Source organism: Streptomyces sp. NPDC088915, assembly GCF_044749825.1.
GTDB lineage: Bacteria > Actinomycetota > Actinomycetes > Streptomycetales > Streptomycetaceae > Streptomyces.
The window spans coordinates 91,777-114,259 of record NZ_JBIVIR010000011.1 but is presented as its reverse complement, the minus strand read 5'-3'; the positions used below and the strand labels follow the sequence as shown (position 1 = coordinate 114,259).

Here is a 22,483-nt window from a genome sequence, read left to right as displayed (position 1 = left end):
CCCGTTTCCCCGCAAAGCCGGGGGTGTTCCCGTTCGGTGCTTCACGTGGTCCCCGCACAAGCGGGGGTGACGGAACCACGGGGAGGCTCCACACGCTCCACCACTCACTGACGCTCGACGACCAGACCGAGAACGTCGTCATACGCCACCCGGTCCTTCCCCAGCAGCCGCATACCGTCCTCCTCCAGCACCAGCGCCAACTGGTACTGCAGCCACGGCCGGCCCACCCACCCCGGAAGCGGCCGCAGCTCGGCCCGGGCAACGGCCGCGAGCCTGGACGGCAGGCGAACGATGCCGCCCATCAGCCGGTCCGTCACCTCGTCGTCGTCCACCTCGCCGTGCACTCCGAGCCAGGTGCCGTCATAGGTCCGGTAACCGCCGGGCACCTGGCGGACGATCACCGCTTCGACGGTGGGATCACCGTCCCGGACAACGGCGTCGAGCTGCTCCTCTGTTGCAGCCCGGCTGCCCGCATAGTGGAGACCTTCAAGCGTGGGGAAAGCCCACTCCCGCTGACGACACAGGAGAAACCCCTCGGCTCTCCCCGCCCGCTTCAGCTCTTTGGCCTGCCACTCCTCCCGGGCCTCGGCCTCGGGCCAGTCTCCCGGGCAGACCGCCTCACTCCCATAGGCCCGCGCCACCAGGCCCGGCACATCGGCCGGAATACTCCACTTCGCGCTCTCCCACTCCCCCTGCAGCGGTTCTCCACCATCCGGGGTCGGCAGAGGACCGGCGGCTTCCATGACGAGGGCCGCCGCCCGCAGCAAGGACCACCGGCCGTAGATCGCCTCCGAGGCCCTCAGAAACCGCGGAATCCCGTCCCGCGCACCCGTCACCCCGGTGACCAGCACCCGTGGCACCCGGTGGGCATCCGGCCGACGGGTGCCACTGTGGCGATGCAACCTGCCGATCCGCTGCAGAAGCAGGTCAGTGGGAGCCAGATCGGTGATCAGCACATCGGCGTCCACGTCGAAGGACTGCTCCGCAAGCTGCGTGGCGATCACCACCATGCGCCGGGGCCGTTGCTCTCCAGCTTTCGGCCCCATCAGACGCAGGCACTCCTCGGTCCGGTCCCCGCGGTGCGCGGCGCACAGCCGGGCATGCAGCAGATGCAGCTCGCCGTCAAACCCGCCGTTCTGCAACTCGTCGTAGACCGCCTGCGCCCGGGCGACCTCATTGACCACCACCAGGGCGACTCCACCGTCGACTACGGACACCCGCACCGCTTCGGACACTCGCACACCGGCAGTCTCGGTGTCGGGCAGCCAGGCGAGCTCCACAGGCACCGACTCACGCCACGACGGCACCACCTCACGCGAGGACTCGGCAACCGCCCGGCCTTCCACACCGTAGGCGACCGTCACACACGGATACCCGGCCGGCTCCGGAACCGGCTGATGCACATCCGCCTTCCCCAGGACGCCCGACAGGTAGGCGTCCACGAACAGCTGCCGCTGCGCGGGCGGCAGCGTCGCCGACAGCAGCACCACCGGAACTCCGGCCTGACCAAGCCACCGAAGGGACTCAACGAGGAACTGTCGCATGTACACATCCGCGGCGTGCACCTCGTCGACGACCACGACCTTTCCCGCCAGCCCGGCGAACCGGAGCATGACGTGCCGCGTACGGGTCGCCGCATACAGCAGATGATCCACCGTACCCACCGCGAACGCGGTGAGCAGTCCCCGCTTATTACCGAGAAACCAATGCGCCGGGCTGTCCGTCTCCGAACCCGTACTGCCCGCGAACGCCGGTTCGGCCGGCGGCATGCCGTACTCGGCGTCCTCACCAATGGCGCCGAAGTCGTCGTCCGCGGACACACCCTCCGCCCCGACGCTGTCACAACCGCAACCCTCGTCGTCGGGCCGCGGCTTCCCCTCCCAGATAGCCCGCCACCAAGCGTTGAAACGCCGACGCCCGTGCAAGAGCGCCACCTGCGACTCGAGTTCCGGATCGAAGGTGCGCACCCACTGCAGCACCTGCTCGTACATCGGGTCGCTCGTCGCCTGAGACGGCATCGCCACGAACACACCGTCGAGACCGAACCGCGCCGCCAAGACCTCGGCGGCTGCGAGCGCCCCCTTCGTCTTGCCCTCCCCCATCGGAGCCTCGACGAGCATGAGCCCCGGCACCGGCATTGACCACGCCCGCTCCAGCAACTCCCGCTGCGACGCCCGCGGCGTCACACCCAGCCGCCCGGTCAGCGGATCCAGCCACCTCCGCGGCAGAGGCAGACTCCGCCAACCGCCCCGCAGCCCCAGCCGCTCCCACGCTGCCTCCGCACGGCCCTGGGCTCCGTCGAACGAAATCAGCTCCGCGTCCGCCAGGCCCACGAACTGGCGGCTGTCACTCGCAATCCAGTCCGCCATCACGATCAGCCCCGACAGCACAAGCTGCTCCGCCTTCCGCAAGGCACCCACCGGCCGCACGTCCGCCAAATCATCGAAGCCGACCGCGCGAGTGAACACGTCCACCACCGCACGCTGCGCCTCCTCCCAGGCAGCGCCCCGACCCTGGACCTCCCGGTGCGGTGGATCAAGGTCACAGACCGACGGAAACGTCCCGTGATGCCCGGCCACCAGCGGCCACACCCACCCAGCAGCCTCCTCACTCTCCCATTCGGCGACCAACCTCGGCTTCAACAGCGCGGCCCCGGCCACATCATGACGCCACATCTTCCGCCGGTTCGTCGGCAGCCGCCCCCACCCCAGACCTGCCGCCAGCACCGGCGCGGCCTCCGCCACGTCCATCGCCTGAAATGCCGGACAAGCCTTCCCACAGTCGTGAATACCGCACACCCACATAAACCACAGCCGCCCCCGGCCACCACTGACCTCGTCCAGCCGCCGCCGAAACGCCACCGACAGGTACCGGTCCCACATCACGCCGGCCACAGCCGCTGTATCCAGCAGGTGCCCCAGCAACAGATGCGTCCGGCCACCATTCCTGGCCGCCGACTTCCCCCACAACCGCGACACCCGCTCCACGGCCTCCGGCGACAGCCCCATCGCCTTCATCAACGCGACGACCGAACCCCCATGGTCCGCCATTGTTACCCCCAGTGCCGAAGTCCTGACACCATAGGTCCTGGCACTGACAACGCCCTCGGGACAGCAGCCGGAGCGAAATGCATGTAAAGGAAAACCGTGGCCCTTGCTGGCATCACCGCAGGTCACGAAGGGTCGTCCCCGCGTCCGCAGGGGTTGCTCAACGGGCCAGTCCTGAGAGCTGGGTGTCACAATGTCGTCCCTGCGTCCGCGGGGGTCGTCCGCACATGGCGGTCGGGCGGCTCGCGCGGATGTCACCGTCCGCAGGGGTTACTCCGGCACCGTCACCCTGATCGCGATGGACACCACGTCGTCCCCGCGCCTGCGGGGTTGTCCGGGTGAGAACGAAGCGCGGGGAAGGTCCCTACCGTTGTCCCCGCGTGCGCGGGGGTTTCTCGCTGACAGGGGGACACCCCTTCGGGCACTATGAGTCGTCCCTGCGTCCGCAGGGGTTGCTCGGCGGTCCGGACACCATCGACACCCTGTGGCCCGTCGTTCCCGCGTCCGCGGGGGTTGCTCCTGGACCGGGCCGCGAGTGCTGGGCGACAAGGCTTACTCCAGCCGGGCGATCCGGCACCTGCTGCGGCGCCGCGGCATCGCCGTCACGATGCCCCGAGCGCCGCGATCAAGCGGCCGGCCGCCCGCCTTCGACGAGGAGGTCTACCGCGAGCGCAACGTGGTCGAACGACGCTTCGCACGCCCCAAGCAGTTCCGCGCGATCGCGACCGGATTCGACAAGCTCGCCGACCGCTACCGTGCCGGAGTCGTTCTGGCCTCGCTGGTCCTTTGGCTCCGCGAAACCAGATTGTGATCATTTGTCAGACAGGCCCTAGGCCGGGGGCGAGCTCAGGCTCGGGATCGGGCTCGGGGTCGGCACCAGCACGAGGGGGGACATCGGCGTCGAGGCAGAGGTCGAGGTGGCGGCGGAGGTGGTCGGCGGCGGCGTCCGGGGCGACGGTGGCGAGCAGCGGCACCATTCCCGGGACGCCGTCGGCACGGGCCAGGAGCCGGGGCCCGCCGAAGGCCCCGCCCCAGGGGACGATCCCCAGGGCGGGATCGCGGTCGGCGAGCAGGGCACGCGCGGCCCGGTCGCGGAGCAGGGCGGCTCCGGTGCCAGAGCCGGTGCCCGTGCCGGTTTCGATCCCGGTACCGGCCCGACCCGTGGCTCCGAGGCCACAAGCCGCCGGTGCGCCGTCCGCGAGCGCGGTGCCGTACCAGAGGATCAGTCCCCGGGTGACGGTGTCGGCCCCGACCCAGGGCTCCAGCCGGGCCGTGCACGCGGCGGCGGCGCGGCGGTCGGCCGTGGTGCGGGTGCGCAGGGCCCGGAGCCACAGCAGCCCGGCCCAGAACCCGCCGGTCCACGCACCGCGGCCGGTCGTCGTCCACGTGCCGTCGGTGGGGTCGGCGTACAGGGGGAAACGGTCTCCGACGGCCCGCTCGATCACGCCGACCCGTTCCGTCACCGCCGCCAGGGCGGGCCCGGCCCAGCTCTCGGAGGTCATACGGCCGTCTCCCGCCCGGCCCCGGGGATCACAGCCCGCTCCCCCGCACGTCCCGCCGGGACCAGGCGTACGCGACGGCCCCGGCCACCGCGAACTCGGCGGCGACCAGCAGCCAGCCGGTGCCGTAGCGGTCCGCCTCCGCGAGCGGGGCGAAGCCCGGCGGCCCCAGCGCGAAGCCCGCGAAGAACCCCGCGGCGACCAGCGCCGAGTCCTGCCCGGCCCGGTCCGGGGCGGTCCGCTGCATGACCAGGACCATCGACACGGCGTTCGCGGAGACGGCGAAGACCCCCACCGCCGCCGCGCCGACCCACACCAGCGGTCCGGCCCAACGGGCGGCGGCGAGCAGGCAGGCGGCCACGAGGGCGCCGCAGGCGAGCAGCGCGGGCAGGCGTTCGGCGCGTCCGGGACGCGCGGCCCGGGACCAGCCGACCCGGCCCGCGATCCCGGTGATCCCGAGCACGGCGACCAGGGCCGCCGCGACCGTCGCACCGAGGCCCAGTGCCCTGGCCCCGTACAGCGCGAGGTAGGTGTTGACCGAGGCGATGCCCGCCCCCAGGAACAGGGAGTAGACGCAGAGCCAGGCGGTCATGCCCCGTGGGGGCCCGAGCGGCGGCACCGGCCGGCCGGTGCGCAAAGGGTCGGCGGGCAGTGCGCGGTGGGCCAGGACGGCGGTGACGAGCGCCGCGCCCGCGGCGGTCCAGACGGCGGCGCGCCAGCCGGGACCGGCCGCGAGGGCGGCCAGCGGCAACCCGGCCGCGAACGCGCCCAGTTGCACCCCCGACTGCTTCGCCCCGGTGACCGTGCCGCGCCGCTCGGGGACGACGGCCGCCAGGATCGCCTTGTTGGTGGCCGGGTTGGCGAGCGCCTGCGGGACGCCGCCGAGGGCGACCGCGCCGAGCAGCAGGGCGGGCCCGGGAGCCGTGCCGATCAGGGCGAGGGCGAGGGACGCGACCAGCAGGAGTGCCACCAGCGAGCGCCGGGGGCCGATCCGGTCCACGATCCGTCCGCCGACCGGGGACAGCAGAGCCGCGGTGCCGAACCCGACCGTCGTGGTCAGCCCGAGCACGGTCGGCGACACGTCGAGGTCGGCGAGCAGGCGCGGTCCGAGCGCGCCCAGGAGGAAGAGCTGGAGCATGGAGAACGCCATCGCTCCGGTGAGCAGGGCGGTCAGTCGGCGCGTCGGTCCCTCGACGGGCGCCGCCGGTTCCTTCGTGGGCGGCGAGGAGTGCGCCGGGCCTTCTCCGGGCGAGGAGGACCGTGCCGTCCCGTGCGGTGCCACAAGCGTCTCCGTTCCCGATGCCGAAGTGCGTCCCGACTCCCGGGCGGTCGTCGCCGGTCACCGGCGACCGGTCGCCGGGGTCATCCGGCGAACGTACGGCGGATATTCACCGGTTCCGCCCCGGAGAGCGACGGGCAGGAAGTCGTACGGACGGGCGCCCCGGTTCCCCGACTCCCTTGTGGCGTACGTCACTTGAACGCATGGCGGCGGTCGCGACGCCTCAGGCGCTCCGGCGGTGTTCCGGGGCGCGCGCCCGGGTACGAGGATGAGCCGCCATGACTCCAGGCCGATGCTCCCGAGCCGTACGGGCCGCGCTGTTCGCGGCCGCGTGTGTGCTGCTCGCGGCTCTCGGCCACGTCCTGATGTCGGGGACGCCCCTGCCCTGGTGGGGCGTACTGGCGGCGTCGGCGGGCACGGTGGCGGCGGCCTGGCCGCTGACCGCGCGCGAGCGGTCCCTGCCGGTCGTCACCGGGGCGTCCGTGGCCGTCCAGGCCCTGCTGCACACGGCCTTCACCCTGGCGCAGTCGGTCGCCCGCCCGTCGCCCGCGCCGCCGAGCGGGGCGTCCTTCGCCCGGCAGTGGGCCGGGTTCCTGACCTGCGGTCTCGGCCCGGACGACCCCCTGTCCGTCCAGGACGCGCTCCGGATCGTCGAGGCCGCCGGGCTCGGCGGGAAGGTCTCGCAGCCGCCTCCCGGATCCTCCTTCGCCGACGGGCACGCCGCGCACCTGGCCCACGGAGCGCCGAGCGCGCACACCGGGGCGGGCACGGCCGGGCACGACCTGACGAACACGGCCGCGACCGGGACGACGGCCGTGCACGGCGGCTCCGGCCACGACCTGACGAACGTGGCCACGGCCTGGACGACCGGCATGGACGGCGCGGCCGGGCACGACATGGCGGGCGGAGCCGGAACGGGCATGCTGGCCGCCCATCTGCTGGCCGCGCTCCTCTGCGGCCTCTGGCTCGCCCACGCGGAGCGGGGCGCCTTCCGTCTGCTGCGCGTCCTCGCGCACTGGCTGCGGGTGCCCCTGCGCCTCCTGTCCGCCCTGTTCGCGCCGGCACCCCGGTGCCCCCGCCCGCGTCCGCCGCGGGACTTCGGCGCGCATCTCCTCCAGGGCCGTCTCCTCGCCCACTCCCTCACCTCACGGGGTCCTCCGGCCGGAACCGCTGTCGTCTGACAGCCGGCTTCCCGGGGCCGCCGACGGATCGGACGACCGTCGCGTCCCGGGCACCGGACCGTCCCCTTCCGCGGGCGGCCGTACCCCTTTCACCGGCCCCGCCGTGTGCGGGACCGTTCCTTCACCCGTGAGGACCTGTGGCGATGAACCCTGCCCCGCCCACCACCCCGTGGCGGCCCGGCGCGCGCAAGAAGCCCTGGCACAGCCCCGAATCCGACGCGGTCACGACCGGGCTCGCCCTGGCCGCCCGGGGCGGCGACCCGGACAAGACCGACCACTTCGTGCGCGCCCTCCACCACGACGTACGGCGTTACGTGGCCCACCTCAGCGCCGATCCGCAGGCCGCCGACGACCTGACGCAGGACGTCTTCGTCCGCGCGCTGACGGCGCTGCCCCGGTTCGAGGGGCGCTCCTCCGCACGGACCTGGCTGCTGTCGATAGCCCGCCGGACGGTGGTGGACGACCTCCGGCGGACCGCCGCCCGCCCCCGCCTGTCGGACCGCCACGACTGGCATACGGCCGCCGAGCAGAGCCAGCCGACCGGCGTGCCCGGCTTCGAGGAGGGGGTCGCGCTGACGGAGCTGCTCGCGCTGCTCACTCCCGACCGGCGCGAGGCGTTCCTCCTCACCCAGCTCCTCGGCCTGGGCTACGCGGAGGCGGCCGAGGCGATCGGGTGCCCCATCGGCACCGTCCGCTCCCGGGTGGCCCGCGCCCGGGGCGACCTGACGGCCCTGCTCACCGAGACCGACCCGGCCCCCGCGTCCCCGCCCTCCGGGCCGCCGGGTCCCGCCGGCCCGGTCCGTACACCCGTGAGGAGACGCGTACGGGTGGCGACAACGGCCTGACCACGGAACGGTGACGGCCGAGGGGGACGGCCGTCACCATCCCCGCCGCCGCGGTCCTTCGCTCAGACGCCCAGCTTCGCCCGGACGCCACCGGCCGCCGCCGCGGGGCCTGCCGTGGCCCGGACCGAGCGGTGCACCAGGTGGGCGTCGTGCCGCAGGTCCTGGGCCGCGTGGCGGCCGCGCCACAGCAGCGAGGGGGCGCTGCCGGTGTCGTCGGCGGCGATCAGCAGGCCGCCCAGCATGGACATGTTCTTGAAGAAGTGGATGCGCTGCTGGGCCCGGTCGGAGGGGTCCTCCGCCTCCCAGAAGCGATGCGCCGCCAGAGTGGTGGGCACCAGGGTCGCGGCGAGGGCCAGCGCGGACAGCCGGGGGCAGCGGCCGAGTCCCAGCAGGACGCCGCCCACCACCTGCACGGCGCCGTTGAGCCGGACGAGTCGCTCGGTGTCGTCCGGCAGCGCGGCGATGCGATCGGCCAGGGGTCGGACGACGGATTCGGCCACCGGGGCCACGGCCCCGGGATTGCGCACGGAATTCATGCCACCGGCGATGAACATCGAGGCCAGAAGCGGGCGGCCGGCGATACGGAGAAGACTCATGGGGCTGCCTCCAGAAACGATCGTCCAGGAACGATGGTCCAGGAACGATCAAAGATGTGATGCCTACGGGAATCATCGGATGCCCCGCCGGACCGGCGCCATTCGGCACACACCGGATCCGGGCGTTCGTCGTCGCGGAGGCACCGGAGAGACTCCGGCGGCCGGGGCGGAGCAGAATCGGGTCATGGGTGGCGGACCGTGTCCGGGCCGCGGACGGACGACCGGTGCGACGACCGGTGCGACGACCGCGCCGTGGCCGCCGCCCGGATCCGCCGCGAGCACGATCCGCCGGACAGCACCTCAGGAGGGGAAAGCGTGACCGAGACCAGTAGGAGTAGTAGTAGTGGGAGTAGTACCCGATCCGACGCCAGTGAGGGACGCGAGGCGTCACAGAGCGGCCTGCAGCGCCTGATGCGCTATGTCCCCCTGGTCGCCCCCGTCCTGCTGTGGGCCGTGCCGTGCTGGATCCTCCTGCACACCGGTCAGCACTGGCCGCTCCCCGTCGCCCCGGTCGGCACCGCGCTGTTCGCCCTCGGCCTGATCGGCATGCCGCTCGCGATGGTGCGCGGCCACGGCCGGCGCCAGCGGGACCGGGCGGCGATCGTCGGCGACACGCTGCTGGGCGGCGTCTGGATCCTGTTCACCTGGTCCGTCCTGCTCGGCGTCCTGCTGCGGCTCGTCCTGACCGTGGCGGGCGTCGGCGACGGCCAGGACCGGGCGCGTGCCGTCACCTGGGCCGTCCTCGGCACGACCGCCGTCCTGCTCGTCCGGGGGTACGCCGAGGCCCGGCGCGTGCCGCGCGTGCGCCGGCTCGACGTGGAGCTCCCCCGTCTGGGAGCCGGGCTGGACGGCACGCGCGTCGTCCTGATCACCGACACCCACTACGGTCCGCTCGACCGCGCCCGCTGGTCGGCGCGGGTCTGCGAGACCGTGAACACCCTGGAGGCCGACCTGGTCTGCCACACCGGCGACATCGCGGACGGCACGGCGGAACGCCGCCGCGCCCAGGCCGTCCCGCTGGGCACCGTGCGGGCGACCCGGGCCCGGGTCTACGTCACCGGAAACCACGAGTACTACAGCGAGGCCCAGGGCTGGGTCGACCTGATGGACGAGCTGGGCTGGGAGCCGCTGCGCAACCGCCACCTGCTGCTCGAAAGCGGCGGTGACACCCTCGTGGTCGCCGGCGTCGACGACGTCACCGCCGAGTCCTCCGGTCTGGCGGGCCACCGCGCCCACCTCGCCGGAGCCCTCCGGGGCACTGACCCCGACCTCCCCGTGCTCCTCCTCGCCCACCAGCCCAAGTTCGTCGACCGCGCGGCGGCCCACGGCATCGACCTCCAGCTCTCCGGCCACACCCACGGCGGCCAGATCTGGCCCTTCCACCACCTGGTCCGCCTCGACCAGCCCGTCGTCGCCGGCCTCAGCCGCCACGGCGCCCGCACCCTCCTCTACACCAGCCGCGGCACCGGCTTCTGGGGGCCGCCCTTCCGCGTCTTCGCCCCCAGCGAGATCACCCTGCTCGTCCTCCGCTCCCCGCGGCGGCCCGCCTCGTCCTGAAACGTGCCACCGCCCCGCGAACGGGCCGGCCGGTGCCTCATTCCCACCGCATGCCGTACATCCCGGCCCCCGCCCCCGCGACGGTGAAGTGCGCGCGATGGGTGGTGCCGAGGAACAGCGTGGCCAGTCGCTGCTCGGGGGTGGTGCGGCGCGGGGAGTAGAAGGCGGTGCAGCGGGACGGGAGGCCGTCCCGGTGGAAGTCGGTCTCCAGGACGAGGACGTCGGCCGGGCGGTACAGCACGTGGCGGGTGTGGCTCCAGGGGCCGCCGCCCGGGTAGCGCAGGGTGTAGTCGACGGCCGCCGTCTCCCCGCGGGCCAGGACCCGGTCGAGGATCAGCTCCACGACCGTGTACTCGGCCGTGGCCGGCGTGCGGATCCGCCCCGCCCGGCACCCGTCGAGCCCTTCCACCAGCAGGTCGGCGCCGGACGTGTGGACGACCAGGAGCAGGCGGTCGACGCGGTCCCGTTCCGCGCGCAGCACCCGGCGGAAGCGGGAGCCGGTGCAGCGGTGGTCGGGGCCCAGGACACTGCGTACGTGCACGGAGAGGTGGGAGACGTCCGTCAGCGCCCGCGCGGTCTCCTCGCCGAGGAGCCGCAGCGCGTCGTCGAGCGCCGCCGGTTCGCTCCACAGGTGGTGGCGGTCGGCGGGGCCCGAGAGCGCCGCGCTCCAGCGTCCTCTCGGCCGGGGAGGACCGAGCAGGGTGAGCAGGGTGCGGTGCGGCAGGCCCAGGATCTCCTCCAGGTGTCCGACCGCGCGGAGGGACTGGTCGCGTTCGGGCCGGTTGCTGCCGCTCTGCCAGTAACTGAGGGCCGCGGGGCTGACCTTGACCCCTCTTTCGAGGAGCTTGGCGCTGAGGCGCTGCAGGCTGAATCCGCTGCGCGCGATCGACGTGCGCAGCGCCTCGGCGAACTGGCCGGTGTACAGGGCGTATTCGGCCGCGGACCTGGCCTCGCGGCGATCGTTCCGGTTCGTCTTCGTCATGGCCGTCCTGCTCCTCCTGGGACCCGGAGTGCGGAGGGAGGTCGCCCCCTTCCCGTACCGGACGGATGCTGCTGACCCCGCTCGCCGGGCGTCAAGAGAACCGACTGAACGATCAGGAAGTGGCGGGCGGCCGGGCGGCGACACCGTGTCCGGCGCCCTTCGGCGCGCCCCCGCGTGAGCGAGTACGCGCGCACCCTCCGTCCGTGCCCCACGGCGCACGCCTCCCCCGCTACCTTCGTTCACGGCTCGGAGCGACGTCCCGCCCGAGGGGGTCCGTCGCGTACGGACGGGCCGGCCCACCCTGCCGTGCCCACGGGTTCGCGGCCCCGGTGGCGCGGGGTTCGGTTCCCGTTCATCCGGGTGTTCCCGTACCGCTCTAGCCTTCGCGTGCTCCTCTCCCCGAGAAAGGAAGTCCGTTGTCCTTCCCCCGCTCCGTCCGTTCCGCCCGCACCGCCGCCCTGCCGGTGGCCGCCCTGGCCGCGCTCGCCCTGGCGGCGCCCGCCCACGCGGCGCCCGTCGCCGTCACCGCGAGCGTCGAGACCGCCCCGGTCTCCCACAGCGGTGACGCCGCCGACGACCCGGCGATCTGGGTGCACCCCGGCGACCCGGCCAAGTCCGTCGTCGTGGGCACGGACAAGAAGGGTGCCCTGGAGGTCTACGACCTGTCCGGCGCCCGGATCCAGCGCATCAGCGGCGACTACGGCAACAACGTGGACGTGCGCGGGAACATCGTCGTGAGCGCCGACGACGAGGCCGCCGGCGGCGACGGCGCCATGCACGTCTACCGCATCGACCCGGCGACCCGGAAGCTCACCCACCTCAAGGACGTGCCCACCGAGGTCACCGCGCACGGCATCTGCCTCTACACCTCCCGCACCTCCGGGAAGCTGTACGCCTTCCCCAACTCCACCTCCGGCAGGGTCGAGCAGTGGGAGCTCGCCGTCAGCGGGAGTTCGGTGACGGCGACCTCGGTGCGCCTGTGGGACGCGGGCTCCGCCGTCGAGGGCTGCTACGCCGACGACAGCACCGGCAAGCTCTACCTCGGCGAGGAGGACGTCGGCGTCTGGGTGTACGGGGCCGAGCCCACCGCCGGGACCGGCCGCGGCAGCCTCGACTCGACGACCGGATCCGGCGGCCGCATCACGGCCGACGTCGAAGGCATCGCCGCCGCCGGAAACCGTCTCTTCGTCTCCTCGCAGGGCAGCAACGACTACACCGTGTACGACCGGACCAGCCAGGCCTACCTCGGCCGCTTCGCCGTCACCAACGGCGACAGGGCCGACGACTGCGAGGACACCGACGGCATCGACGCCACCTCGGCCGCCCTCGGCCCGGCCTTCCCCCAAGGCATGTTCGTCTGCCAGGACGGCTCCAACGGCACCCCCGGCACCAGCGGCAACCAGAACTTCAAGTTCGTCCCGCTGGAGCGCGTCACCGTCGGCAACGGCTGATCCGGCGAGGCCCCTGGCGCGGACGGTCTCCGCCGTGCCGGGGGCTTCCCCACAGGAAGCGGTGCAGGATGTGCGGGCCCACCGGCCCGTGGCGCGGGTGGTCGTAGGCCCGGGGGGCGGTGCCCAGGACCGTGGAGCCGAGCGACCGCCACGGAGGGAGGGCCGGGTTCGTCTCCACGAGCGCGTTGAAGACCGTCGCCGTGCAGCCGTCGCGGCGTGCCTCTTCGAGGACGTGCTCGGCCAGGAGACGGCCGGTGCCCCGGTCGGCGCGGTCCGGTGCCACCATGAAGCCGGCGTGGGCCACGGTCCGCGCGGGCCCGCCGTAGGCCGAGGCGACGACGAAGACCCGCGAGCCGGGCGCCATCCCCAGGGCGCGTGCGCCGGTCGTCCGCTGGAGTCCCCCTCTTCCCGGTCAGATCAGATCCGATCAGGTCAGGTCAGGTCAGGTCGAACCAGGTCAAGGCACGGCACGCACGAGGACGAGCGAGCCCCGGTAGGTCGGTTGCGTACGCAGGTGGCCGAAGCGCGCGTCCCAGGCCCCGGAGGCCAGGTCGTGGCGCAGGGTGCGGTCGAAGCGTTCGCGGGCGCCGTCGTCGACGAAGCTCCAGGCCGGGCAGGCCTGGCGGGCGGCGGGGTCGAGGAGCAGCTCGGGGCGTCCGTAGTACGCCTCGTTGAAGCCGTCGGTGCAGTCGAGCGGGATCGGGACGGCGTCGACGGTACCGGTTCCGCCGAGGGCCGCCACGATCTCGTCGACCGGAGGGTACCGGCGGGCCTCCGTGTCGAGGACCTCCGGGGAGTAGTCGTACAGCCAGAAGTCCCTCACCCTGGCCGGGTCGCAGGTGAGGACCGCGACCGGGCCGCGGGCCACCCGGCGCATCTCCCGGAGGCCGGCGGCCTCGTCACTGCACCGGTGTGCGCCGAAAAGGGTCAGGGCGGCGTCGAACGCGTCGTCGGCGAAGGGCAGGCCCTCGGCGACGCCCTCGTACGGTCCGGTCCCCGCACCGATGTTGAGCACGGACCGGGCCTCCCCCAGGGCCCCGGCGATGAAACGGGCGATGCGCTCGTCGGGCCGGCCGTAGGAACGGTGGCCGGACCCGATCGCACCGGACCCGATCGCACCGGAGCCGATCACGCCGTGGTCGATGTCTCCGACGCTTGCACCTGCGTCGGCATCGGCGCCGGTGTCGGCGTCGTGCGTCAGTGTCGTCATCTGCCTTGCCTCGCCTCGTGAGCAGGAACAGCGCGAACGGACGAAGGACGCGCTTGTGGGCGGCCTGTCCAGCCGTCTCCGCTTCGACGCCCGTTCTCCTTCATCTTGCGTATGCCACTTGAACAGCTCAATAGGACCAACGGATGCTCGGCGAATGTGCCGAACGGCCACGCATCTGCGTTTTGGAGGTTCGGTGGCGGGCGATGACGGCCTCGCGCACCACCCCGGCGACGCGGCTGGAGAAAGCGACGGACCCCCGGGAGCCCTGGACACAGTGGATCGCCCCAGAGGGAGAAGCGCCCCCGCACGGCCCGTGGACGGCCGCGCGCAAGGGACTCACAGGAGGGCCGGCTCGCAGGTGAGCCGACCGGCGCGCCCGGGAAACCTCGTCGGCCGGTCCCGGAAACACCGCCGCCCGACCATGGCGCGCATGCCTCACGCGACCCCCCTGGCCGAACCCGCACCACCGCTCGCCGACACGCGGCCGTCCGGCGGGGCGGTGTCCTGGGACGAGGCCCGCCGACGGGCCCACGCCGCCGCCGGTCCCGCCCCGGGCCGCCGCGTTCCGCTCCACGCCGCCCTCGGGCACGCGCTCGCGGAGGACCTGCGCGCCCGCGGCCCGTTGCCCGCCTTCGACACGGCGGCCATGGACGGCTTCGCCGTGGCCGGCCGAGGCCCTTGGGCCCTGCGGGGAAGCGCTCGGGCGGGCGCTCCGTGGCCGGGCGTGCTCGAACCGGGCCACTGCGTCGAGATCTCCACCGGCGCCCCCGTCCCGCCCGGCGCGTCCGCCGTGCTGCCGCTGGAGGCGGCCTCGGTCGCGGCCGGCCGCGTGTCGGGGCCCGGCCTCGTCGACGGCCGTCACATCCGGCGTACGGGAGAGGACGCGGCAGCCGGTGACCACCTGGCCCCCGCCGGCGCACGGGTCGGACCGGCCCTGCTCGGGCTGGCCGCCACCGGCGGGCACGACACCCTGCTCGTACGGCCCAGGCCCCGCGTCACCGTCCTGGTGACCGGCGACGAGCTGGACCGCACCGGCGTTCCCGCCGTCGGCCGGGTCCGCGACGCGCTCGGCCCCCTCCTGCCCGCCCTGGTCACCGAACTCGGCGCGGAGACGGCCCCGCCGGTGTACGTGAGGGACCGCCCCGGAGAACTGGCACGGAAGATCCGGAACTCCTCCCGCCCCGACACGACCGACACCACCGGGGTCGTCGGGGTCACCGGGGCCGCCGACATCACCGTCGTCACCGGCTCCACCTCCGTGGGACCCACCGACCGGCTACGCCGACTGCTCGCCGACGGCGGCGCCCGCATGGTGGTCGACACCGTCGCCTGCCGCCCGGGCCACCCCATGCTGCTGGCCGAACTCTCCCCGGAGCGGTGGGTGGTGGGGCTGCCGGGCAATCCGTACGCGGCCCTGGTGGCCGCCCGCACCCTCCTCGGTCCGCTCGTCGCGGGCCTGTCCGGACGCCGACTCGGCCCGCTCGTCCCGATGCCCGTGCGCGGGCAAGTGAAGCCGACTCCCGGTCACACCCGCCTCGTTCCCGTCGCATGGGACGGGGACGGCTGCCGGATCGTCGGCGGACACGGTGCGGCGTTCCTGCGCGGAGCCGCATGCGGTGACGCCCTGGCCGCGCTCGGTCCCGGCTGGACCGACGGCGCCCCGGCGCCCGTCATGCTCCCCGGCACGTGAGCGACTTCCCCCCTGCCCGAAGGGGGCGTACTGGTCCGGGGCTCGGCGAACCGGTGGCCAGGCGATCACGGGACCGGCCCGTCACTCGTACCGGTACTTCAGCGAATCCGCCTCCGCCTGCTCGATGTCGGCGATCGTCAGCTCCGGCATCCGCAGCTGGGCCAGCGTCACCTCGGCCGAGGTCGGCTGGGCGTCCGCCGGCAGCCACTGCTCCGGCTTCCAGGCCCCGCTGCGCAGCAGCGACTTGGGGCAGTGCGGGTAGACCTCCTCGATCCCCACCACCAGCGCACTGGCCGGCGGCTTGCCCACGGCGGTCAGCCGCGACAGCAGTTCCGGGCGGGTGGAGACGCAGGCCCGGCCGTTCACCCTGAGCGTCGTGGTGCGCCCCGGGACGACGAACAGCAGCCCGGCCCGTCCGGTGGCGATGACGTTCTGCAGGGTGTCCAGACGCTTGTTGCCGGTCGCGTCCGGTATCGCCACCGTCCGCGCGTCCAGGACGGCGACGAACCCGGCGGGACCGCCACGCGGGGAGACGTCACAGTTCCCCTCGGCGTCCGCGCTGGCGACCAGGACCAACGACGAGCAGCCGATCAACCGCCGTGCCTGCTCGGTGAGTTCGGTCATCTGCTTCCGTACGGCCGCGTCCTTGGGGAGTTCGTAGACCCGGCGCAGCGCCTCCTGGTCGCCCACGGCGTCGAGACGGAGCGAGTCGAAGGCACTGTCGGCAAGGGATGACGTCATCATGCCCCGACCCTAACGGGCCCATCTGCAACCGACCTTGACCGGCCGACCCGGCACCCGGCACCCGGCACCCAGCACCCAGCGACGCGAAACCCACATGACCTTGCTGCTCTCGGCCTGTCCACCGGAACGGGCTGCCGGCGGACAATCCGCGTGCACCGGCCGATCAGAGTGGGGAACACTGTGCCGATGGACTCGGCACCCTCCCGGACAGCGCAGGAACGGGCCCTTCGGCATGTGGCGGAAGTGGCGTCGGGCCCTCCGCTGGACCCGGCGCTGCGGGTGACCCTCAACTTCCATCCGGACCGCCCGCTGCGCGGCGAGCCCCTCCTGGACGCCATGGCCGAGGGCGGTTTCTACCGCTCACAGTTCGTCACGGGGACCAGCAACGGCGGTCTGACCGCACATCCGGGCGGCGACCGGTGGCGCTGGGAGAGCCGGATCTTCGGCGGGGCGTACGACGAGGCCGCCGCTCACGAGCGGCCCGTCTACGGGTCGTTGAACTTCCGCCGCAAGCCGGTCGGCGGGGCGCCGCGGTTCGGCTCGGCCCACTTCCGTCTGACGGCCGGGACGTTGACGCGAAGCACCTTCTGCTACCCGGACAGTTTCCTGGAACCGTCGGACTTCGGTGTCGCGGCCCGCATGGGGCTCGTCGAACTCGCCCTCGCCGATCGGCAGGACGAACTGGACGACTACATCGAGGCGCAGGTGCACGGTCCGGTCGGGCTGCGACGCGACGTGGAGGCGCTGGTCCTGGATCCCTGCTACCGGGGTACGGACGTCGAGGGCGCGGCCCTTCGGCTCGGCTGCCCGGTGGAGTGGCATCACGGCTTCCGGCTCGGAGTCGAAGAGCTCCGACGGCACCCCGACTACCGCGGTCGGGAATACGTCGACCTGGGCACGCGGATCGCGGTCGACGGCATGCTCGACCCACGAATCGTCGGAGACGCCGCGCGCGCCGGCCTCCATGACCCCCAGGCGGTCAAAAAGGTGTGGCACTACCTGGCACGATTCGGATCCCCCTGGAAGACCGCGGACGGATCGGCGACTCCGGCACCGAGAGAAGGGGCTGCACTCGACGGCCTTCGTCGAGGGGGCGGTGCCGGAGGGACTGCGGGATCCGGTTCCACGGAGTCCTGGGTGAAGACGGTGTCGAGGGAGTGGACCGGTCCGTCATGCACCCGGCCGCCCGCCACCTCCTCGAGGAGGCTCACCGGGGCGTGGTCCGCCACGGTGGGGTAGCGCCCGGGGCAGGGAGCCCTCCACACCGGAGAAGAGCCGGCCGTCGGCGACGGCACCGAAGGCGCTCCCCCGGTCCCGGGCGGTGGGGGGACCTCGCTTGTCGGAACACCGTTCAACACCCTTTCCACGTGGTGTCCACATAACGCGCGAACCGGTACGTACGGGTGACGCAGAACGCGCCGGGCCCCGCCGCGACCACCGGTGTCGACGACGTCCTGCGGGGGTGGGAGTGGTCGGGACGGCCGGGGCTCTCTGCGAGGATGGCGTCATGGACGTGCGCCGCAGGAATCACGTGAGGGTGACCGGACGGGCCGACGGGCCGGTGGTGATGCTGGCGCACGGGTTCGGGTGCGACCAGAACATGTGGCGCCTGGTGGTGCCGATGCTGGAACGCGACTTCACCGTGGTCCGCTTCGATCACGTGGGGGCGGGACGCTCCGATCTGTCGGCATGGAGCGAGAAGCGCTACGGATCGCTGGACGGGTACGCCGACGACGTACGGGAGCTGTGCCGGGAGCTGGCGCTCGGGCCGGTGACGTTCGTGGGGCACTCGGTGAGCGCGATGATGGGGGTGCTGGCCGCCGCGCGGGAGCCGGAGGCGTTCACCGGGCTGGTGCTGCTGGCTCCTTCGCCGTGTTTCGTCGACGACCCGGCGGCCGGTTACCGGGGCGGGTTCAGCGCCGGGGACATCGAGGAGCTGCTGGAGGCGCTGGACGCGAACTACCTGGGCTGGTCGGGCGCGATGGCCCCGGTGATCATGGGCAACCCGGACCGGCCGGAGCTGGGCGAGGAACTGGCCGACAGTTTCTGCCGTACCGATCCGAAGATCGCGCGGGTCTTCGCCCGGGTGACGTTCCTCTCCGACAACCGCGCCGATCTCGCCGGGGTGGGGGTGCCCACACTGGTCGCCCAGTGCTCCCGTGACGCGATCGCCCCGCCGGAGGTGGGCGCCTTCGTCCACGCGCGGATCGCGGGAAGCCAGCTGATCACGCTGAACGCCACCGGACACTGCCCCCAGCTCGCCGCCCCCGAGGAGACCGCGGCGGCCATCGCCGCCTTCGCGGGAGCCGCCCGGTGACGTGCGGGACCGGCGGCGGAGGGGAAGGCGGCCCGGAGCGGAACGAGGATCCGGTCCGCGAGCAGGTGCGGTTCTCCGCGCTGCTCGAGGACAGCGCCGAGGACCTGTACGAGCATGCGCCCTGCGGCTACCTGTCCACCTTGCTGGACGGCAGGATCGCGAAGGTCAACACCACCCTGCTGGACTGGCTCGGCCACCGGCGCGAGGACCTGGTGGGCCGCCTGCACTTCTCCGACCTGCTGACCGTCGGCGGACGGCTCTACCACGAGACCCACTTCGCCCCGCTGCTGCGCATGCGGGGTGAGATCAGCGGCATCGCCCTGGAACTCAAGGCCGCCGACGGCACCCGGCTGCCGGTCCTGGTCACCTCCACCGTGAAAACGGGGAGCGACGGGCAGCCCCTGCTGATCCGCACCACCGTCTTCGACGCCCGCGACCGCCGCGCCTACGAGACCGAACTGCTGCGCGCCCGCCGGGAAGCCGACCGGGAGCGCGAGCGCCTCCGGAACCTGGCCACCACCCTGCAGAAGACCCTGCTGCCACCGGCGCTGGCGAACGTCCCCGGCCTGGACGTCTCCGCCCACTACCACATCGCCTCCGTCGACGAGGTCGGCGGCGACTTCTACGACCTGTTCCCGCTGGCCTCCGGCACCTGGGGGCTGTTCCTGGGCGACGTGTGCGGGAAGGGCGCCGCCGCCGCGGCCGTCACCTCCCTGGCCCGCTACACCCTGCGCGCCGCCGCCGTCTACGACCCGGCCCCGGCCGCCGTCCTCGCCAACCTCAACACGGTCCTCAACCACGAGTACCAGGGGTCCGACCCCCGCTTCTGCACCGTCGTCTTCGGCCTGCTCACTCCCGACCGGCCCCGGGGCGGTTTCCGCATCACCCTGGCCAGCGGCGGTCACCCCCCGGCCCTGCTGATGCGCGCCGACGGCACCGCCGACTTCCTGCCCACTCCCGGCGGACAGCTCATCGGCGTCCTGCCCGCCCCGGACATCGTCACCACCACGGTCCACCTCGCCCCCGGCGACACCCTGCTCCTGCACACCGACGGCCTCACCGAGGCCCACACCCACGCCACCACCGGCGGCACGGAGCGCTACGGCGACGACGCCCTCCTCGACTTCGCGCGCGCCCTGGCTCCGACCACCGCCTCGGACACCGTCGGCGCGATCCGCGACCTGCTCGACGCCCTCGGCACCGGCGTGGACGACGACACCGCCGTCCTGGCCATCCACGTGCCCCGAACCCCCAGTGAAGAGCAGCAGTGACCAAGCACCTGACCCTCCACACCCGCACCACCCCCGCGGGACCGGTGGTCGAACTGACTGGAGAGCTGGACCACCACACCGCGCCCGAGGCCCACGCCGCCCTGCGCGACCTCGTCCTGCGCCCGGGCCTGCAGCTCGTCCTCGACCTCGGCGGCCTCGCCTTCTGCGACTCCACCGGCATCACCTTCCTGATCCTCGCCCGCAACCACGCCCTGGCCGCGGACGCGACCGTCGTCCTGGCCGCGGTCCCCGACCACCTCGGCCGGATCCTCCGCATCGTCGGCCTGGACCAGGTCCTCCCCGCCCACCCCACCGCCCGGGACGCCGAAACCGCCTGGCAGGCCACGGACACCTGATCCGACGGGGGGGGTACGCGAGACCGGAGGCCGCCGTGGTCGTTCTCGGGGGCGTCCCGCTCGTCACGGGTGAGGACCGGTACTCCTCGGTGGTTCGCGTCCCGGGCCGATCAGCACCGGTCCGTGCGGGATGCGGGATCACGTCGCCGAGCAGCTCGGTCGAAGCGGCACGCCGATCACTCGACGTGCCCGGTCGAGATCGGCTCCCGGCCCCGGCGCGTGCGGCGGCCGTCGGCTCGTCGCGGCGTACGGCGCGGCCCGGGCGATCAGGCACCACAAGGGCTCCTGCGGGTGGTCCCGCGGCGGGTCGGGGGCCGCGGCCAGGGCGGCGCGGGCCTCCTCCCGCCGGTCCTCGGCGAGCAGGACCGGGGGCCGGGCCCAGGGACGGTACGGGCCCCGGTCGAGGTTCGGGTCGGTGGGCGCGGGCCGGTCGTGCAGCAGGCGCAGTCCCAACAGGGCGAGTGGGAGCAGGCCGTGGAGCAGGCCCGGCATGCCCGCCGCCCGGAGGCCCTCCTCGGCGGCGCGGTACCGCGCCGCGGCCGTGGTGGCGGTCGGTCCACCCGGCAGGACGCTGCGGGCGGCCGTGCCACGGGCCCGGAACCACGCGGTGAGGACGGGGACGAGGGGTGCCTCGGTGGTGGCGGCGAGCCGTTCGGCGGCCTCGGCGTGCGAGGCGGCGGCCACCGGCCCCGAGGTGTACTCCAAGCGCACCATGGCCGCCGGCGTCGTGGCCCTGGCGGCGTCGCTGGGCCACGAGCGCTTCGCCCCTGTCGGCCACGACCGGGGGGACATGGCGTCGGAGCCGGTGGCCTCCAGGGTGACCCGGGGGCCCCTCCGCAGGTTCGCCGCCTTGGCCGCTCCGGCGCCGGTCGACACGTGGACGACACCCGCGGCCTCGTCGTAGAAGGGCTGTACGGGAGAAAGCTGCGGACACCCGTCCGCCTTGATGGTCGCGAGGACGCCGAGCCGACTCTTGGCGAGTAACGCCCTGGGGTCGAGGGATGAGGCGGTCATGCCCTGATCACCACCTGTGCGGAGGTGCGGAAGACAAGTGAACTCCCCCTCGAACGGCGGCACTCGGCCGGGCGAACCGGTCACGCAGGGCAACTGCCTTGTCCTGCGACGTGCGTGGCACAAAGAGAGTGGAAGGCGGGCCTCCTGCGGGATGGGCATCGACGGTACGGCCTCGTCGTCCGTCCCGTGGTGCACACTTGCTGCCCGGTACAGCGCTCACGGGGAAGGCGACCTGGCCATGCTGATGGGAATCGAGGAGGCCGACGGTCCCGACCGTCGGCAGCGCTCGGACGCGACCTGGTGGTGCGGAAGCCCGATACGGGTCTGGCACACGCGGTCCCGCACCGCCGCCGCCGTCCACGGACGTCCGAGGCAAGGGCGCAGCCGGTCCGCCGCGTACGAGCCGCGCGTCGTTCCGACGGGACGGCCGCGATGAGGTCGTTGCTCCCGCCGGGCGTCACGGTCGTCGAAACGTACGAGGACGTCCTCGACCCGTCCCCCTTCCCCGAGGAGGAAGAGGCGGTCGCCCGCGCCGTCGAGAAAAGGCGCCGGGAGTACGCGACCGTTCGTCACTGCGCCCGCCGGGCCCTGGCCGAACTCGGGTTCGCGCCGGTGGCGATCCTCAACGGCGCGCGGCGCGAACCGCTGTGGCCCGAAGGGGTCCTCGGCAGCATCACGCACTGCGACGGCTACCGGGCCGCCGCGCTCGCGCGCGAGGGCACCGTCGCCTCGCTGGGCATCGACGCCGAACCCCACGAGGTGCTTTCCCCGGGCGTGCTCGCGTTGGTGATGCGCCCCGAGGAACACGGGCACCTCGCGCGGTGGGCGGAGGAGCGCCCCGGCATCGCCTGGGACCGCGTGGTGTTCAGCGCCAAGGAGTCCGTCTACAAGGCGTGGTTCCCGCTCACCCGACGCTGGCTGGACTTCGAGGACGCGACCCTCCACATCGATCCGTGGGACGGCACCTTCACCGCCGCACTGCACCGTCCGGGGCCCGTGGTGGGCGGAGTGCGGGTCTCGGTGATGAACGGCCGGTGGCTGGTCCGGGACGGGCTGATCCTCACCTCGGTCGTCGTGCCGGCGCCCTGTACGACGCCGGACTCCGAGCCGGCGAGCTGACGGAGTCGAGTGAAGAACCCTTCCTGCCGTGGCGCCTGCCGAAGGCCGGAGCGCCCGCACGGATCGCAGCGGAGGTGCGACCGTGCCCCGGCTGCTGGTTCGCGGTGCCGTGGTGCCGTCTCCACGTAACTGCCCGGAGGGGTGTTCACGCAGGGCGCTCGGTACGGCCGGACATCCCGCCCATGGCCCCGTACCGGCGATCACCGCCACCCGAGGAACGACAACCGCACACGACGCTCCGGATCGTCCCGATTCGTGTCCGCCGACCTCCGCAAGGACAACCCGTACGGCAGCCGTTCGGCCGATGACCCGGCCCTTGGGCCCG

16 protein-coding genes and 5 pseudogenes are annotated in these 22,483 nt (G+C 73.3%); 11 read left to right on the top strand and 10 right to left on the bottom strand.

The genetic code is table 11. From position 1 onward, the window contains the following. Nucleotides 1–104: 104 nt before the first annotated feature. A complete protein-coding gene (gene cas3, locus ACIP5O_RS21170) occupies nucleotides 105–3,050 on the bottom strand; it encodes a CRISPR-associated helicase Cas3' (protein WP_401295444.1) in 2,946 nt (981 codons plus the stop codon). Between the two features lie 532 nt (nucleotides 3,051–3,582). On the opposite strand from cas3, the pseudogene ACIP5O_RS21165 reads away from it, so the two are divergent. Beyond that, nucleotides 3,583–3,880: pseudogene (locus tag ACIP5O_RS21165) on the top strand (transposase); the annotation flags it as partial. Here the strand turns inward: ACIP5O_RS21165 and ACIP5O_RS21160 are convergent. Both ACIP5O_RS21160 and ACIP5O_RS21155 read right to left on the bottom strand, forming a co-directional pair. Next, nucleotides 3,866–4,549, bottom strand: coding sequence for a hypothetical protein (locus tag ACIP5O_RS21160; protein ID WP_401295442.1), 684 nt, complete (start codon nucleotides 4,547–4,549; stop codon nucleotides 3,866–3,868). The pseudogene ACIP5O_RS21165 and the gene ACIP5O_RS21160 overlap by 15 nt on opposite strands. Nucleotides 4,550–4,577: 28 nt before the next feature. Then, nucleotides 4,578–5,828 carry an MFS transporter gene (locus ACIP5O_RS21155; RefSeq protein WP_401295440.1) on the bottom strand — a complete coding sequence of 417 codons (1,251 nt, stop codon included), beginning with the start codon at nucleotides 5,826–5,828 and terminating at the stop codon, nucleotides 4,578–4,580. A 275-nt stretch (nucleotides 5,829–6,103) separates the two neighbouring features. Between ACIP5O_RS21155 and ACIP5O_RS21150 the strand changes: the two genes are divergently transcribed. Both ACIP5O_RS21150 and ACIP5O_RS21145 read left to right on the top strand, forming a co-directional pair. Then, nucleotides 6,104–7,006 (top strand): hypothetical protein, encoded by a 903-nt coding sequence (locus ACIP5O_RS21150; protein WP_401295438.1) that lies wholly within the window; start codon nucleotides 6,104–6,106, stop codon nucleotides 7,004–7,006. Between the two features lie 143 nt (nucleotides 7,007–7,149). Further along, entirely contained in the window at nucleotides 7,150–7,851 is a 702-nt protein-coding gene (locus tag ACIP5O_RS21145) for a sigma-70 family RNA polymerase sigma factor (RefSeq protein WP_401295436.1), read from the top strand. 62 nt (nucleotides 7,852–7,913) lie between these two features. On the opposite strand, the gene ACIP5O_RS21140 is transcribed toward ACIP5O_RS21145, so the two are convergent. Next, the gene (locus ACIP5O_RS21140; RefSeq protein WP_401295434.1) at nucleotides 7,914–8,447 is read right to left on the bottom strand and encodes a DoxX family membrane protein; all 534 of its coding nucleotides are present in this window, start codon (nucleotides 8,445–8,447) and stop codon (nucleotides 7,914–7,916) included. Between the two features lie 399 nt (nucleotides 8,448–8,846). On the opposite strand from ACIP5O_RS21140, the gene ACIP5O_RS21135 reads away from it, so the two are divergent. Then, a complete protein-coding gene (locus ACIP5O_RS21135) occupies nucleotides 8,847–10,004 on the top strand; it encodes a metallophosphoesterase (RefSeq protein WP_401295778.1) in 1,158 nt (385 codons plus the stop codon). 37 nt (nucleotides 10,005–10,041) lie between these two features. Here the strand turns inward: ACIP5O_RS21135 and ACIP5O_RS21130 are convergent, their stop codons facing one another. Further along, nucleotides 10,042–10,986 (bottom strand): hypothetical protein, encoded by a 945-nt coding sequence (locus ACIP5O_RS21130; RefSeq protein WP_401295432.1) that lies wholly within the window; start codon nucleotides 10,984–10,986, stop codon nucleotides 10,042–10,044. 416 nt (nucleotides 10,987–11,402) lie between these two features. Here ACIP5O_RS21130 and ACIP5O_RS21125 point away from each other — a divergent pair, with 416 nt between their 5' ends. Continuing rightward, a complete protein-coding gene (locus ACIP5O_RS21125; protein ID WP_401295430.1) occupies nucleotides 11,403–12,437 on the top strand; it encodes a phytase in 1,035 nt (344 codons plus the stop codon). 52 nt (nucleotides 12,438–12,489) lie between these two features. On the opposite strand, the pseudogene ACIP5O_RS21120 reads toward ACIP5O_RS21125, so the two are convergent. Together ACIP5O_RS21120 and ACIP5O_RS21115 are read right to left on the bottom strand one after the other, a co-directional pair. After that, nucleotides 12,490–12,816 (bottom strand): annotated as a pseudogene (locus ACIP5O_RS21120) (GNAT family N-acetyltransferase); the annotation flags it as partial. Nucleotides 12,817–12,894: 78 nt separating this feature from the next. After that, entirely contained in the window at nucleotides 12,895–13,647 is a 753-nt protein-coding gene (locus ACIP5O_RS21115; protein ID WP_401295428.1) for a class I SAM-dependent methyltransferase, read from the bottom strand. Between the two features lie 430 nt (nucleotides 13,648–14,077). Between ACIP5O_RS21115 and ACIP5O_RS21110 the strand changes: the two genes are divergently transcribed. Further along, complete coding sequence (locus ACIP5O_RS21110; RefSeq protein WP_401295426.1) at nucleotides 14,078–15,337, top strand: molybdopterin molybdotransferase MoeA; 1,260 nt, start codon at nucleotides 14,078–14,080, stop codon at nucleotides 15,335–15,337. An 81-nt stretch (nucleotides 15,338–15,418) separates the two neighbouring features. Here the strand turns inward: ACIP5O_RS21110 and ACIP5O_RS21105 are convergent, their stop codons facing one another. Further along, nucleotides 15,419–16,078 carry an MSMEG_1061 family FMN-dependent PPOX-type flavoprotein gene (locus ACIP5O_RS21105; RefSeq protein WP_401295775.1) on the bottom strand — a complete coding sequence of 220 codons (660 nt, stop codon included), beginning with the start codon at nucleotides 16,076–16,078 and terminating at the stop codon, nucleotides 15,419–15,421. A gap of 189 nt (nucleotides 16,079–16,267) precedes the next feature. On the opposite strand from ACIP5O_RS21105, the pseudogene ACIP5O_RS21100 reads away from it, so the two are divergent. The 4 genes and pseudogenes from ACIP5O_RS21100 to ACIP5O_RS21085 all read left to right on the top strand — a co-directional run. Then, nucleotides 16,268–17,143: pseudogene (locus tag ACIP5O_RS21100) on the top strand (DUF3626 domain-containing protein); the annotation flags it as partial. A 445-nt stretch (nucleotides 17,144–17,588) separates the two neighbouring features. Then, complete coding sequence (locus tag ACIP5O_RS21095; RefSeq protein WP_401295424.1) at nucleotides 17,589–18,398, top strand: alpha/beta fold hydrolase; 810 nt, start codon at nucleotides 17,589–17,591, stop codon at nucleotides 18,396–18,398. Next, on the top strand, nucleotides 18,395–19,669 hold the full coding sequence (locus ACIP5O_RS21090) for a PP2C family protein-serine/threonine phosphatase (protein WP_401295422.1): 1,275 nt from the start codon (nucleotides 18,395–18,397) through the stop codon (nucleotides 19,667–19,669). The genes ACIP5O_RS21095 and ACIP5O_RS21090 overlap by 4 nt, the downstream gene beginning before the upstream one ends. Beyond that, nucleotides 19,666–20,025 (top strand): STAS domain-containing protein, encoded by a 360-nt coding sequence (locus tag ACIP5O_RS21085; RefSeq protein WP_401295420.1) that lies wholly within the window; start codon nucleotides 19,666–19,668, stop codon nucleotides 20,023–20,025. Before ACIP5O_RS21090 ends, ACIP5O_RS21085 begins: the two co-directional genes overlap by 4 nt. Nucleotides 20,026–20,224: 199 nt before the next feature. Here ACIP5O_RS21085 and ACIP5O_RS21080 read toward each other — a convergent pair. Continuing rightward, nucleotides 20,225–20,706, bottom strand: a pseudogene (locus ACIP5O_RS21080) (SARP family transcriptional regulator); the annotation flags it as partial. Nucleotides 20,707–20,793: 87 nt separating this feature from the next. Beyond that, nucleotides 20,794–21,039, bottom strand: a pseudogene (locus ACIP5O_RS21075) (pyridoxamine 5'-phosphate oxidase family protein); the annotation flags it as partial. A 432-nt stretch (nucleotides 21,040–21,471) separates the two neighbouring features. Between ACIP5O_RS21075 and ACIP5O_RS21070 the strand changes: the two are divergent. Beyond that, nucleotides 21,472–22,158, top strand: coding sequence for a 4'-phosphopantetheinyl transferase (locus ACIP5O_RS21070; RefSeq protein ID WP_401295418.1), 687 nt, complete (start codon nucleotides 21,472–21,474; stop codon nucleotides 22,156–22,158). Nucleotides 22,159–22,483: the final 325 nt, after the last annotated feature.

Bases quoted from the DNA above. Each gene is read 5' to 3' on its own strand.
- cas3 (WP_401295444.1), bottom strand. From the start codon at position 3,050: ATGGCGGACCATGGGGGTTCGGTCGTCGCGTTGATGAAGGCGATGGGG.
- ACIP5O_RS21160 (WP_401295442.1), bottom strand. From the start codon at position 4,549: ATGACCTCCGAGAGCTGGGCCGGGCCCGCCCTGGCGGCGGTGACGGAA.
- ACIP5O_RS21150 (WP_401295438.1), top strand. From the start codon at position 6,104: ATGACTCCAGGCCGATGCTCCCGAGCCGTACGGGCCGCGCTGTTCGCG.
- ACIP5O_RS21145 (WP_401295436.1), top strand. From the start codon at position 7,150: ATGAACCCTGCCCCGCCCACCACCCCGTGGCGGCCCGGCGCGCGCAAG.
- ACIP5O_RS21140 (WP_401295434.1), bottom strand. From the start codon at position 8,447: ATGAGTCTTCTCCGTATCGCCGGCCGCCCGCTTCTGGCCTCGATGTTC.
- ACIP5O_RS21130 (WP_401295432.1), bottom strand. From the start codon at position 10,986: ATGACGAAGACGAACCGGAACGATCGCCGCGAGGCCAGGTCCGCGGCC.
- ACIP5O_RS21115 (WP_401295428.1), bottom strand. From the start codon at position 13,647: ATGACGACACTGACGCACGACGCCGACACCGGCGCCGATGCCGACGCA.
- ACIP5O_RS21110 (WP_401295426.1), top strand. From the start codon at position 14,078: ATGCCTCACGCGACCCCCCTGGCCGAACCCGCACCACCGCTCGCCGAC.
- ACIP5O_RS21105 (WP_401295775.1), bottom strand. From the start codon at position 16,078: ATGACGTCATCCCTTGCCGACAGTGCCTTCGACTCGCTCCGTCTCGAC.
- ACIP5O_RS21095 (WP_401295424.1), top strand. From the start codon at position 17,589: ATGGACGTGCGCCGCAGGAATCACGTGAGGGTGACCGGACGGGCCGAC.
- ACIP5O_RS21070 (WP_401295418.1), top strand. From the start codon at position 21,472: ATGAGGTCGTTGCTCCCGCCGGGCGTCACGGTCGTCGAAACGTACGAG.